This window comes from Corynebacterium sp. MSK006 (genome assembly GCF_030232385.1).
In the GTDB taxonomy this organism is placed as follows: domain Bacteria; phylum Actinomycetota; class Actinomycetes; order Mycobacteriales; family Mycobacteriaceae; genus Corynebacterium; species Corynebacterium frankenforstense_A.
Genome location: NZ_JASPJZ010000028.1, coordinates 1 through 12,464, shown reverse-complemented (window position 1 = coordinate 12,464; position 12,464 = coordinate 1). Strand labels below are relative to the sequence as shown.

Here is a 12,464-nt window from a genome sequence, read left to right as displayed (position 1 = left end):
GAGTCCGGCCGGGTGCTCGGCGTGGCCGGGGCCTGCGGCGGGGCCGGGGCGAGCACCCTGGCGGCCGCCTGCGCGGTGGGCGCCGCGGCCGACGGGCCGGTCGCGCTCGTCGACGCCGTGGCCAACTCCGGCGGGCTCGACCTGCTCACCGGCGACGAGGACACCACGGGCCTGCGCTGGGGCGACGTCGACTTCACCCGCGGCGAGATCCCCGCAGGCGACCTGGTCGAGGCGCTTCCCGAGACCCGCGAGGGCGTCTGGCTGCTCACCGCCGGGCGCTCCGTGCTCGCCGCCGCGGCCGGGCCCGGACCGGACGAGGTCGTCGCCGCGGTCGGGGTGCTCAGACGGGAGGCCGCCACCGTCGTCGTCGACCTGCCGCCGTGGGGTGAGATGACCGACGAGGTCAGCGACGCCTGCGACCTTGTCGTCGTGCTCGCCCCGGCCGAGGTGCGCGCGACGGCCGCCGCGGCGCGCCTGTGCGCGCGCCTGGAGTCCCGGCGCACCGGCGCGTGCGTGCTCGTGCGCCACCGCGGCTGGTCGTCGTTGACGCTTGACGACGTCGCGGGGCTCACCCGGGCGCGCGTCATCGGCGAGCTGCCCACGCAGCGTGGCCTGGCCCGCCGCGCCGAACTCGGCGGACTGGGCCGGCCCCCGCGCGGGCTGGCGCGGGCGGCCGGGCTGGTCCTCGACGAGCTGCGGGGTGCACGATGAGTGCCGCGCGCCGGGAGCTGGTCGAACGCGTCCAGGCGAGGCTCGCCCGCGAGCGCGGCCCCGGCGACCCGTTCGGGGCAGGCGACCCGGCGCACGTCGCCGAGACCGTGCGCGAGGAGGCCGGGGTGATCAGCGACCTCGACCTGCTCGAGGTGCTGCGCGCGCTGCGCGACGAGGCGACCGGGCTCGGCCCCCTCGAGCCGGTGCTCGCCCTGCGCGGGGTGACCGACGTGCTGGTCAACGGCCCGGAGAAGGTGTGGTTCGACCGGGGCGCCGGCCTCGAGCGCGCCGGGGTGCGCTTCGCCGACGACGCGGAGGTGCGCCGCCTGGCCGCGCGTCTGGCGATCGCCTCCGGCGGGCGCCTCGACGACGCCCAGCCCTTCGCTGACGGCCGGCTGCGCCGCGACGACGGCACTGTGGTGCGTGTGCACGCGGTGCTCGCCCCGCCCTCGGAGACCGGCACGCTGATCAGCCTGCGCGTGCTGCGCCAGGCCAACCTGGACCTCGACGGGCTCGTCGCCGCCGGCACGCTCAGCCCCGTGACCGCCGACCGGCTGCGTGGGCTGGTCGCCGCCCGGCGCAGCCTGCTCATCGTCGGCGGAACCGGATCCGGCAAGACCACGCTGCTCTCCGCGCTGCTCGGCGAGGTCGGCGCGGGCGAACGGGTCATCTGCATCGAGGACACCGCGGAGCTGCGCCCGCGCCACCCGCACGTGGTCTCGATGTCGGCGCGCCGGGCCAACGTCGAGGGCAGCGGCGAGATCACCCTGACCGACCTGGTGCGCCAGGCGCTGCGCATGCGCCCGGACCGCATCGTCGTCGGCGAGATCCGCGGCGGGGAGATCGTCGACATGCTCGCCGCGATGAACACCGGCCATGACGGCGGGGCCGGCACCCTGCACGCGAACTCGCTGGGCGAGGTGCCCGCCCGTGTCGAGGCCCTGGCCGCCATGGGCGGGCTGGACCGGGTGGCCGCCCACTCCCAGCTGGCCGCGGCCGTCACCGCGGTGCTGGTCATGCGCCGGGGCGCCGACGGGGTGCGCCGGCTCGCCCAGATCGGCGTGGCGCGCACCCGCGCGGACGCCACGGTCGAGTTCGTGCCCGCCTGGGACCTCGACCGCGACGGCGCGGACGCGCCCGCGCTGGTCGGGGCGGGGTCGGTCGCCGCGCCGGCCGGACCGGAGGGGCCGGACGGTCCGACGACCGACGGCGGGCGCCACCGGGGGAGGAGAGAGCCATGACCACGGTCCAGCTCGCCCTGCTGCTCGCCGCCGGTGTCTGCGTCGCGTGGCTGCCCGCCCCGCGGATCCGGCTGCGAGCGCTCGCGCGGCGCGCCGGTACGGGGAGGTTCTCGGGGCGGATCCTGCCCGCGGTGCTCGGCGTGACCGCCGTGGTCGCGGTGGTCGTGCGCGCCGGGCAGACCACCACCGCGCTGGCCGGGGCTGTCGCGGTCGCCGCCGCGGTCGCCGGCTGGCGCACCTGGCGCACCCGCCGGGCGCGGGAGCGCCGGGAGGAGGCCACCGCGGCGTTCCTGGGGCTGCTCGCCGGGCAGCTCGAGGCAGGCGCCCCGGCGTCGCGCGCCGTCGAGGCGGCCGCCCGCGGGGCCCGGGAGAAGGATCCCGCCCACGTCGCAGCCCTCGCCCTCGCGCTGAGCGGCGGGGCCGCGGGCACGACGGGTGGCTGGGCGCAGGGCACCGACGGGGAGGCCGACCGCGACACCGCGCAGCTTGCCGGGCTGTGGCACGCCGCGCAGGACCACGGGCTGCCCACCGCCGCCCTGGTCGAGCAGGCCCGCGCCCGTGTGGAGCAGCGCCGCCGCCACCGCGAGTCGACGGCCGCGGCGCTGACCGGCCCGCAGTCCACGGCCGTCATCCTCGCGCTGCTGCCGCTGGCCGGCATCGGGCTGGGCACCGCGATGGGCGCCAACCCCCTGGCCGTGCTCACCGGCGGCGGGACGGGCGGGATGCTCCTGGTCGCAGGCATCGCCCTGATCGCGGCGGGCCTGAGCTGGTCGCGGGTGATCATCACCCGGGCCTCGGGGGTGGCGCGATGATCGCCGCGCTCGCCCTCGCCCTCGCGCTGGTCTGTTGGGCGCCACCGGCACCGGGCGGCAGGCTCGCCGCCGCCGACGGGGCCGTCGCGGCCGGCGGGACGACCGGGGGAGCGGCAGGAGAGCCGCGTGCCCGTGACGGGCCGTCGCGGGTGACGCACCCGGAGACGACCGCCCGGCTGCCCGCCGCCGGTGCCCTGGCCAGACGCCTGGGCCTCGGGGCGGAGGACACCCGCCGCTGGGACCGGCTGCTGCTCGACATCGCCGCCGACATCGACCTGTACGCCGCGTGCACCGCCGCCGGGCTCGCGCCCGCGGTCGCCGCGCAGATCGCGTCGGAGGCGAGCCGGGAGCCGTTGGCCGGCACCTGGCGGACGGTGGCCAGCCTCCTGGCCGTCGGCGCCGAGCCCGAGCGGGCCTGGGAGCCGATGGCCGCGGTGCCGGGGCTGTCCGACCTCGCCGCGCTGGCGGCGGGATCGGCGGCCTCCGGCACCCGGGTGGCCACCGCCGCCGGGCGGATCTCCGGGCGTCTGCGCCGCCGCGCCGAGGACCGCGCGACGACCGCAGGCGAGCGCGCCGGCGTCCTGATCGCCATGCCGCTCACGCTCTGTTTCCTGCCCGCCTTCTTCATCCTCGGACTGGCCCCCGTGGTCCTCGGCCTGGCCGGGAACATCCTGGGCTGAAGAGGGAACCGACCTGGACCTGACCGACCTCGACTTCAACCGACCGATCCGAGAGGACATCCGCCATGACCACGACAACGATCCACGCCACTGACCGGACCACGAACGCCCTGACCGCCACCGACCCGGACCTGAACGACCTGACCGACCTGACCGCGACCGACGAGTCCACCGCCGTCGCCGGCACCCGCGACCGCATAACCGCCCCCGACCAGCCGATCCCCGACGCCGAGTCGAAGGACGTCCGCGGCGTCTTCGGCAACCAGTACGGCCTGTCCACGATCGAGTACGCCATGGGGACGCTCGCCGCCGCGGCGCTGGCGGCGGTGCTGTACATGATCATCAACAGCGACGCGGTCAGCGACGCCCTCGAGGGCATCATCAACGACGCGCTGTCGAGCACCCCGAACTGAGGTGGCCGCCGTGGCGTCGACACCGTCGCGCAGGCGCACTGCGCGCAGACACGGCCGGGCCGTGTTGGCCGACCAGTCCGGCTCGGTCACGATCGAGGCCGCGGTGGGGGTGGCCTGCCTGGTCATCGTCTTCACCGCGCTCGTCGGCGGGGCCGTGACACTGGCCGGCTACCTCGCCGCCGTCGACGCCGCCGGTGCCGCCGCCCGGGCGCACGCCATCGGGGCCGAGGGCGTGCAGTTTGACCGCGGCAGCCTCACCGTCCGCGAGTCCGGCGGGGTGGTCACCGCGACCGCCACCGTCCGGGCGCCCATCGGTGAGCTGACCGCCCGGGCCGCCTACCCGGTGGAGTACCGGTGAACGGCCCCGGGCGCCCGCGGCGCCCCGCCCGCGGCGTCCTCGGCGACCAGGAGGGCTACGCCACGATCCTGGCGGCCAGCCTCGCCGCGGCGCTGACCGGCGTCATCGTGGTCCTCGCCGCCGTGGCCGCCACCCTGATCGCCCTGCACCGTGCCCAGGTCGCCGCCGACATGGCCGCCGTCGCCGCGGCCACCGCGCTGGCCGAGGGACACGCGGCCTGCCCGGTCGCCGAGTCCACCGCGCGCCTCAACGACGCCGAACCGGCAGCCTGCCGGGTCGACGGCGGGGACGTGGTGGTCACCGTGACCGTCTCCGGGCGCACCGGCGTGGCCCGTGCGGGTCCACTCTGAGCCTGTGCCCCGGGCAGGGCGCGGGGTACCCGGCCGCCTTCCGGGTCTCAACCCCGCCTGGGTCTATCGCCCGGCGCCGCCGGCGCACATCGTCACCATCGCCCCGAGCAGCTTGACCGCCCCGGCCTTGCCCAGCGGCTGGTTGCCGTTGCCGCACTTCGGCGACTGCACGCACGAGGGGCAGCCCGACTCGCAGGCACACGAGCGCACCGCCTCGAAGGTCGCCTCGATCCACTCGGCGAAGCGCTCGAAGCCGCAGTCGGCGAAGCCGGCCCCGCCCGGGTGCCCGTCGTATACGAAGACCGTCGGCAGCCCGGTGTCCGCGTGCTCCGCGGTGGACACCCCGCCGAGGTCCCACCGGTCGCACGTGGCGATCAGCGGCAGCATGCCGATCGCCGCGTGCTCCGCGGCGTGCAGCGTGCCCGGGATGTCGGCCGCGGCGATCCCGGCCGCCGAGAGCACCAGCGGGTCCACCGTGTAGGCCACCGCCCGGGTGCGCAGCACCTGCGGCGGCATGTCCAGCGGGATGTTGTCCACCGTGGTGCCGTCCGGGAGCTTGACCACGTACCCGGTGACCTGGTCGGTCACCTCGACCTCCACCGAGGCCACCCACAGCCCCGGCGAGGGGCTGAAGATGCCGTCGTCGTCCGGTCCGCCGATGATGCGGATGTCCGTCTGCCCGCGCGAGTGCGTCGAGTACTCCGGGGTCTCCGGGTGCGCGAGCACCAGCGAGGAGTCCCAGTCCAACTCGTCGACCACGAAGGACTCGCCCTGGTGCAGGTAGACCGCCCCGGGGTGCACCTGCGCGGCCGCACGCGCCCCCTCGACGGTGCCCAGCAGGCGCCCGTCGGTCTGGTCGACGATCATGACCTCCTCGGCACCCGAGCCGCGCAGCGAGACCTGGGTGTGCGCGGTCTCCGGGCTCAGCCGCCCGGTTCCGGCCGGCACCGGGGCGGGGAACCAGCCGCGCGGGCGGTGGCGCAACAGCCCCTCGGCGGCGAGCCCCGCCACCACGTCCTGCGCGCCCAGGGCGACCACCTCGGCGTCGGACAGCGGCTTCTCCACCGCCGCGCAGTAGACGTGGCTGCGCAGCACGTAGGGGTTGGCGGGGTCGAAGACGCTGCGCTCGACCGGGCGGCCCAGCAGCACGTCGGGGTTGTGCACGAGGTAGGTGTCCATCGGCTCGTCGCGGCCGACGAGCACCACCACCGACTCCTGCCCGCGCCGCCCCGCACGGCCGGCCTGCTGCCAGAAGGAGGCGACCGTGCCCGGGAAACCGGCGGTCACGGTCGCGTCCAGCGAGCCGACGTCGATGCCCAGCTCCAGCGCGTTGGTGGTGGCCACGCCCAGCAGCGTGCCCTCGTCGAGCTCGCGCTCGAGGCGGCGGCGGTCCTCGGCCAGGTATCCGGCCCGGTAGGAGGCCACCCTGCGGGCGAAGTCGGGGCGCCCCTGCGCTGAGAGCCCCTCGGCCGCGCGCAGGGCGACCGTCTCGGCGGCGCGCCGCGAGCGCACGAAGGTCAGCGTGCGCGCGCCCTGGGCGATCAGCGTGGCCATGATGTCGGCGGCCTCCGTGGTCGCCGCGCGGCGCACGGGCGCGCCGTTGTCGCCCTCGGCGCCCTCGATGAAGCCCGGCTCCCACAGCATCAGGGTGCGCCGGCCCGTCGGCGCGCCGTCCTCGGTCACCGCGGTGACCTCACGGCCGGTCAGCCGGCCGGCGTGCGCGGCCGGCTCCGCGGTCGTCGCCGAGGCCAGCACGAACGTCGGCCGCGACCCGTAGTGCGCGGCGATGCGGCTGAGCCGCCGCAGCACGAGCGCCACGTTCGCGCCGAAGACGCCGCGGTAGGTGTGGCACTCGTCGATGATGACGTAGCGCAGGTGCCGCAGCAGCCGCGCCCACCGCGGGTGGTTGGCCAGCACGGAGACGTGCAGCATGTCCGGGGTGGTGAACACCCAGCGCGAGTGGTCGCGGATGCCCGGGCGCGCCTCGGTGGGGGTGTCGCCGTCGTAGGGTGCGGGTGCGACGCCGGAGAGCCCCGGCACCGCGCGGGTCAGCCGCAGCGTGGCGGCCAGCTGGTCCGAGCCCAGCGCGCGGGTGGGGGTGACGTAGAGCGCGCAGGCGGTCTCGTCGGCGGCCAGGTCGGTGAGCACGGGCAGCTGGTAGGCCAGCGACTTGCCCGAGGAGGTGCCCGTGGCGACGACGACGTCGCGGCCGGCGTGCGCGAGCTGCGCCGCCTCCGCCTGGTGCGTGTACGGCTTGACGACGCCGCGCTCCTCCAGGTGGGCGCGCAGGCCCGGGTGCACCCACCCCGGCCAGTCGGCGTACCGCGCGGGGCGCGCCGGGATGGTGCCGCGGTAGGTGCACGTCGACTCGGGGAAGCGGCGCAGGATCAGGTCGGTCAGCTCCGCGCCGAGCCCGGTGGGGGTGGCGGCGGTGGTGCCGTCGTGTGCGCCGACGTGAGTCTCCTCGTCCACCCTCGTACCGCCGCCTCGCTGTCCGGGAAGCCGGTCCGCGCGCTGGTGTGACCGGCCGCCCCCGACCCGGGAGACCCCGGGTGGGGGCGATTTCTGCCTATTCGGTGGACCTGATCCTATCGCCGCGCGACCTTTTGTGGAACACTGAGGGCTGGTCGCAGATTTTTCGCGCAGTGTTTCATGTTTCACACGGCGCTCGCAGAAAAGCTTGACGCGGGCGTCCAGATGCTTCTTCCCCCTTCAAGGCCCTCCGGTCTCCGGGAGTCCTTTCAGGCGGTGGAGTCGTACCTGGAAGTTCGGTATGACCACCATCCACCACCAGCCACCGAAAAAGAGGTACTGAAATGGCACAGGGAACCGTGAAGTGGTTCAACGCTGAGAAGGGCTACGGTTTCATCGCCCCCGATGACGGCTCTTCCGACGTCTTCGTCCACTACTCCGAGATCCAGGGCAGCGGCTTCCGCACCCTCGAGGAGAACCAGAAGGTCGAGTTCGAGATCGGCGAGGGCACCAAGGGCCCGCAGGCCCAGCAGGTCCGCGCCCTCTAGACCGCGCCGTAGCGGGGTCTAGGCCCCGCGCAGCCGAGACCCCGGCGTCCCCTTCAGGGGCGCCGGGGTTTTTCTGTGCTTTCAGCCCGGCGCACCCTGCGCCGGAAGCGCGCCGCAGGCGCGCGCCACCCGCGGGCGCCGAAGCCTGCGCGCCGGCGGCGACCGGCGGGACGTCGGAAATCGCGGGACTAAGCGCGCGAGGTGCCGGTGCGCACCTGGTGGGCGTCGGAGAAGTACTGGCGCACCCGGTCGATGAGGACGCCGACCAGCGCGCCGAGGGTCACGCCGAGGATCATGCCCAGGATCGGGTAGTCCTGCAGTACCCAGCCGCCGAGGTAGCCGATGAGCACCGCCTGGCTGACCCAGACGACCACGCCGACGGAGTCGATGAGGAGGAACAGCCACCAGGGGTACTTCATCGCGCCCAGCATGATCGTGAGCACCCAGCGGCCCCAGGGCACGAAGCGGGCCACGATGATCGTCATCGCCGCGCGGGTGCGGATGGACTTCTCCACCCAGTCGACCGCCCGGCCCATCTTCGACTTCGGCGGCATGGAGCGCACGAACATCACCAGGCGGGTGCCCAGCAGGTAGCAGATGTTGTCGCCGATGACGGCCGCGACCACGGCGATCGTCCACACCGCCCAGACGTCCGGCACCCCGCGGCTGGCCGACCACGCCGCGCCCGCGGTGATGATCGTCTCGCTGGGCAGCAGGGGACACAGGGCGTCGCCGACGATGAAGAACGCCAGCAGCGGATGGAACCACCACGAGCCCAGCACAGCCTCGATGAGGACGGTGAGCTGGTCTGCCATTTGGGGGCCTCCGGCGGGGGTGAAGAGCGCGGGTCGTTCCTGGCTGATTCTAATGCGGCTGCGTGCGAGGTAAAGAGGACTGTGTACGGTGTAGAACAGAATTTCCCGGGCCGGGTGTACCGGCCGGTCAGCGCGGCGCGCCCCGAGGGTCGGGGTCGGCCGCCGGGCGCGGGGCCGAAGTTCGCCCCCGCCCCGGGGCCCGCGCCGCCGCCGACCTCAGCAGAGACAACGAGAGGGATGAGACCGCGTGGCAGACAACGGCGGTAAGGGCGTCAAGCGCCTGGTCATCGTCGAGTCGGGGACGAAGGCGAAGAAGATCCAGCCCTATCTCGGCGACGACTACATCGTGGAGGCCTCCGTGGGCCACATCCGCGATCTCCCGCGCGGGGCCGCCGACGTGCCCGCGAAGTACAAGAAGGAGCCGTGGGCGCGCCTCGGCGTGGACACCGACCACGGCTTCGCCCCGCTCTACGTGGTCAGCCCGGACAAGAAGAAGAAGGTCGCGGACCTCAAGAAGAAGCTCAAGCAGGTCGACGAGCTCTACCTGGCCACCGACCCCGACCGCGAGGGCGAGGCCATCGCCTGGCACCTGCTCGAGGTGCTCAAGCCCAAGGTGCCGGTGCGGCGCATGGTCTTCAACGAGATCACCAAGCCCGCCATCCTCGCCGCCGCGGAGAACACCCGTGACCTCGACGAGAACCTCGTCGACGCCCAGGAGACCCGCCGCATCCTCGACCGCCTCTACGGCTACGAGGTCTCCCCGGTGCTCTGGAAGAAGATCATGCCGCGCCTGTCCGCCGGGCGCGTGCAGTCCGTGGCCACCCGCGTGATCGTCGAGCGCGAGCGCGAGCGCATGGCGTTCATCTCCGCCGACTACTGGGACCTGGCCGCCACCCTGGACACCGGGGCCAGCGACGCCGACCCGGACAACCCCTCGACCTTCCCGGCCCGCCTGTCCGCCGTGGGCGGCAGGCGCGTGGCCCAGGGCCGCGACTTCGACGACCGCGGGCAACTGAAGAAGTCCCGCGACGAGGTCGTCGTGGTCGACTCCGCCCGCGCCGAGGCGCTCAAGGCCGGCCTGGCCGACGCACGGTTCACCGTCGCCGACGTCGAGCACAAGCCGTACACCCGCCGCCCGTACGCGCCGTTCATGACCTCGACGCTGCAGCAGGAGGCCGGGCGCAAGCTGCGCTTCACCTCGGAGCGCACGATGCGCATCGCGCAGCGCCTCTACGAGAACGGCTTCATCACCTACATGCGTACGGACTCCACCGCGCTGTCGCAGCAGGGTCTCAACGCCGCGCGGACCCAGGCCCGCCAGCTCTACGGCGAGGAGTTCGTCGCCGCCAAGCCGCGCCACTACGACCGCAAGGTCAAGAACTCGCAGGAGGCCCACGAGGCCATCCGCCCCGCCGGCGAGTCCTTCGCCACCCCGGGCTCCCTGCACGGCCGCCTCGACGCCGAGGAGTACAAGCTCTACGAGCTGATCTGGCAGCGCACCGTCGCCAGCCAGATGGCCGACGCCAAGGGCACCTCGATGCGCGTGGACATCACCGCCGCCACCGCCGACGGCGAGGACACCAAGTTCACCGCCACCGGCCGCACCATCACCTTCCCCGGCTTCCTGCGCGTCTACGTGGAGACCTCGCAGCTCTCCGACGGCCGCAAGGTCGCCGACAACGCCGAGCGCCGCCTGCCGCGCCTTTCCGAAGGCGACTCGCTGACCGCCGCGGAGATCTCCGCCGAGGGCCACTCGACCAACCCGCCGTCGCGCTACACCGAGGCCAGCCTGGTCAAGAAGATGGAGGACCTCGGCATCGGGCGCCCGTCGACGTACGCCTCGATCATCAAGACGATCCAGGACCGCGGCTACGTGTTCCCCCGCGGCAACGCCCTGGTACCCAGCTGGGTGGCCTTCGCCGTCGTCGGCCTGCTCGAGGAGAACTTCGCCGCGCTGGTCGACTACGACTTCACCTCCTCGATGGAGGACGAGCTCGACGACATCGCCGCCGGCGAGGAGGACCGCACCGAGTGGCTGACGGGCTTCTACTTCGGCGACGCCGACGCCCCCGAGGACCTCGCGGACGCGATCGCGCGCCGCGGCGGCCTGAAGTCGCTGGTCGGCGAGAACCTCGAGCACATCGACGCCCGCAAGGTGAACTCGCTGCACCTCTTCGACGACTCCGAGGGCCGCGCCGTGGTGGTCCGCGTGGGCCGCTACGGGCCCTACATCGAGCGCCGCGTGGGCACCACCGCGGAGGGCGAGCCGGAGTACCAGCGCGCCAACCTGCCGGAGGCGACCACTCCGGACGAGCTGACCCTCGAGTACGCCGAGAAGCTCTTCGCCACCCCGCAGGGCGGCCGTGAGCTGGGCGAGAACCCGGCCAACGGGCGCATGGTCGTGGCCAAGGAGGGCCGCTACGGCCCCTACGTCACCGAGATCGTGCGCGACGACGAGCGCGAGAAGTCCGAGGCGCACGCCGAGGAGATCGTCGCCGCCGAGCGCGCCGAGGAGGACCGCCAGCGCGCCGAGGAGGGCAAGCGCAAGAAGAACTGGGAGACCAAGACCGCCGCGAAGCAGAAGGACAAGCGCATCGCGGAGATCGTCGACGCGGAGCTCAAGCCCAAGACTGCCTCGCTGTTCAAGTCGATGCAGCCGGCCTCGGTGGCCCTCGAGGAGGCGCTCAAGCTGCTCTCCCTGCCCCGTGAGGTGGGCGTGGACCCGGTCGACGGCGAAACGATCACCGCCCAGAACGGCCGCTACGGCCCGTATCTGAAGAAGGGCTCGGACTCGCGCTCGCTGGCCGAGGAGGACCAGATCTTCACGATCACCCTCGACGAGGCCCGCCGCATCTACGCCGAGCCGAAGCGCCGCGGCCGCCAGGCGGCGCGCCCGCCGCTGAAGCAGCTGGGCGACAACGACGTCTCGGGCCGCCCGATGAGCGTCAAGGACGGCCGCTTCGGCCCGTACGTCACCGACGGCGAGACCAACGCCTCGCTGCGCCGCGGCGACACCCCGGAGACGATCACCGACGAGCGCGCCAACCAGCTGCTCTCGGAGCGTCGCGCGAAGGTCGCCGCCGACGGTGGCGGGAAGAAGTCCACCAAGAAGGCCGGCAAGAAGTCCTCGAAGAAGACTTCCAGGAAGTCGACGAAGAAGACCTCGAAGAAGACGACCAAGAAGTCCACCAAGAAGACCACGAAGAAGGCCGCCAAGAAGCCGCCGCAGACCACCCGCAACGTGGTGCGCGCCGGCAGCCGACGCAAGTAGGCCTGCGCCGGGCAGACCCGGCGGGGCGCGCGTTCGTGCGGGCCCCGCCCGCACGAACAGGAGTTTTCCGATGTCCTTCAACACCTCCGCCTGGCGTTCCTCGCTCGCCGACGCCGCGCGCACCATCGAGGGTGCGCTGGGTTCCGGCGCGCGTTCGATTGCCGACGTCGCGCACACCGCCGGCGGCGTCGTGGGCGACGCCGTCGCCGCCGTGGCCGGCCACGAGAACGGCCGGCGTGCCGCCGACGCCACCGACGACGCGGTGGGGCGCACCGCCGAGGGCGTGGCCGCCCTCGGCCAGGCGCTCGGCCGCGCGGTGGTCGACCCGACGCGCCTGGGTTCCATCGCCCTCGGCGAGGCGTCCGGCTGGACCCGCCTGTTCGGCCTGCGGCGCACCACCCGGGTGCTCGTGCCGGTGGCGCAGTCGGTGCTGGCCGCCGGGGTGCTCAAGGAGGATTCCTCGCGCGGCCCGCTGGCCGGGGCGCTGCTGCTCGGCGCCTTCGCCGACGCCCAGCAGACCCGCAGGCTTCCCGAGGAGCAGCCGCACGACCCGGCCGCCAAGGTCAACAAGGCCGCCGAGCAGGCAGGCAAGAAGCCGGGTGAGCCCGGCAAGGCCGACGGCCCGGCGGCGCGCCCGGTGACCGGGGCGCTGGCCCTGGCCGGGCAGCACGCGATCTACTCCTGGCTGCTCTTCCGCCGCGGTGCGCGGCTGAGCGCGCCGCGCGCGCTCGGCTACGGCGCGGCGTGCGCGGCCGGCGTCGGCCTGGCCGCGGCGAAGGTCCCGGTCCTTGCG

12 protein-coding genes are annotated in these 12,464 nt (G+C 74.1%); 10 read left to right on the top strand and 2 right to left on the bottom strand.

Annotated features, from left to right (window positions below; translation table 11 throughout):
- The 7 genes from ssd to QQA02_RS11425 all read left to right on the top strand — a co-directional run.
- Positions 1-711, top strand: a 711-nt coding sequence (gene ssd / locus QQA02_RS11455) for a septum site-determining protein Ssd (RefSeq protein ID WP_350309458.1), incomplete at its 5' end; no start/stop codon positions are given.
- Positions 708-1,952, top strand: coding sequence for a TadA family conjugal transfer-associated ATPase (locus QQA02_RS11450; RefSeq protein WP_284774827.1), 1,245 nt, complete (start codon positions 708-710; stop codon positions 1,950-1,952). The genes ssd and QQA02_RS11450, both read left to right, overlap by 4 nt.
- Positions 1,949-2,764: a type II secretion system F family protein gene (locus QQA02_RS11445; protein ID WP_284774829.1), complete on the top strand. Its 816-nt coding sequence runs from the start codon at positions 1,949-1,951 to the stop codon at positions 2,762-2,764. Before QQA02_RS11450 ends, QQA02_RS11445 begins: the two co-directional genes overlap by 4 nt.
- The gene (locus QQA02_RS11440) at positions 2,761-3,444 is read left to right on the top strand and encodes a type II secretion system F family protein (RefSeq protein WP_284774831.1); all 684 of its coding nucleotides are present in this window, start codon (positions 2,761-2,763) and stop codon (positions 3,442-3,444) included. Before QQA02_RS11445 ends, QQA02_RS11440 begins: the two co-directional genes overlap by 4 nt.
- A gap of 218 nt (positions 3,445-3,662) precedes the next feature.
- Positions 3,663-3,857, top strand: a complete 195-nt coding sequence (locus QQA02_RS11435; RefSeq protein ID WP_284774878.1) for a DUF4244 domain-containing protein — start codon at positions 3,663-3,665, stop codon at positions 3,855-3,857.
- 61 nt (positions 3,858-3,918) lie between these two features.
- Positions 3,919-4,215, top strand: a complete 297-nt coding sequence (locus QQA02_RS11430; protein ID WP_284774833.1) for a hypothetical protein — start codon at positions 3,919-3,921, stop codon at positions 4,213-4,215.
- The gene (locus tag QQA02_RS11425; RefSeq protein WP_284774835.1) at positions 4,212-4,565 is read left to right on the top strand and encodes an Rv3654c family TadE-like protein; all 354 of its coding nucleotides are present in this window, start codon (positions 4,212-4,214) and stop codon (positions 4,563-4,565) included. The genes QQA02_RS11430 and QQA02_RS11425 overlap by 4 nt, the downstream gene beginning before the upstream one ends.
- 63 nt (positions 4,566-4,628) lie before the next feature.
- Here the strand turns inward: QQA02_RS11425 and QQA02_RS11420 are convergent, their stop codons facing one another.
- A complete protein-coding gene (locus tag QQA02_RS11420) occupies positions 4,629-6,965 on the bottom strand; it encodes a DEAD/DEAH box helicase (protein WP_284774880.1) in 2,337 nt (778 codons plus the stop codon).
- A 416-nt stretch (positions 6,966-7,381) separates the two neighbouring features.
- On the opposite strand from QQA02_RS11420, the gene QQA02_RS11415 reads away from it, so the two are divergent.
- Positions 7,382-7,585: a cold-shock protein gene (locus QQA02_RS11415; protein WP_075663114.1), complete on the top strand. Its 204-nt coding sequence runs from the start codon at positions 7,382-7,384 to the stop codon at positions 7,583-7,585.
- Between the two features lie 188 nt (positions 7,586-7,773).
- Here the strand turns inward: QQA02_RS11415 and QQA02_RS11410 are convergent, their stop codons facing one another.
- Complete coding sequence (locus QQA02_RS11410; protein WP_284774836.1) at positions 7,774-8,400, bottom strand: DedA family protein; 627 nt, start codon at positions 8,398-8,400, stop codon at positions 7,774-7,776.
- Between the two features lie 247 nt (positions 8,401-8,647).
- On the opposite strand from QQA02_RS11410, the gene topA reads away from it, so the two are divergent.
- Complete coding sequence (gene topA / locus QQA02_RS11405) at positions 8,648-11,671, top strand: type I DNA topoisomerase (protein WP_284774838.1); 3,024 nt, start codon at positions 8,648-8,650, stop codon at positions 11,669-11,671.
- 70 nt (positions 11,672-11,741) lie between these two features.
- The coding region (locus QQA02_RS11400; RefSeq protein WP_284864341.1) for a hypothetical protein at positions 11,742-12,464 on the top strand (723 nt) is incomplete at its 3' end.

Bases quoted from the DNA above. Each gene is read 5' to 3' on its own strand.
- QQA02_RS11410 (WP_284774836.1), bottom strand. From the start codon at position 8,400: ATGGCAGACCAGCTCACCGTCCTCATCGAGGCTGTGCTGGGCTCGTGG.
- QQA02_RS11445 (WP_284774829.1), top strand. From the start codon at position 1,949: ATGACCACGGTCCAGCTCGCCCTGCTGCTCGCCGCCGGTGTCTGCGTC.
- QQA02_RS11450 (WP_284774827.1), top strand. From the start codon at position 708: ATGAGTGCCGCGCGCCGGGAGCTGGTCGAACGCGTCCAGGCGAGGCTC.
- QQA02_RS11440 (WP_284774831.1), top strand. From the start codon at position 2,761: ATGATCGCCGCGCTCGCCCTCGCCCTCGCGCTGGTCTGTTGGGCGCCA.
- QQA02_RS11415 (WP_075663114.1), top strand. From the start codon at position 7,382: ATGGCACAGGGAACCGTGAAGTGGTTCAACGCTGAGAAGGGCTACGGT.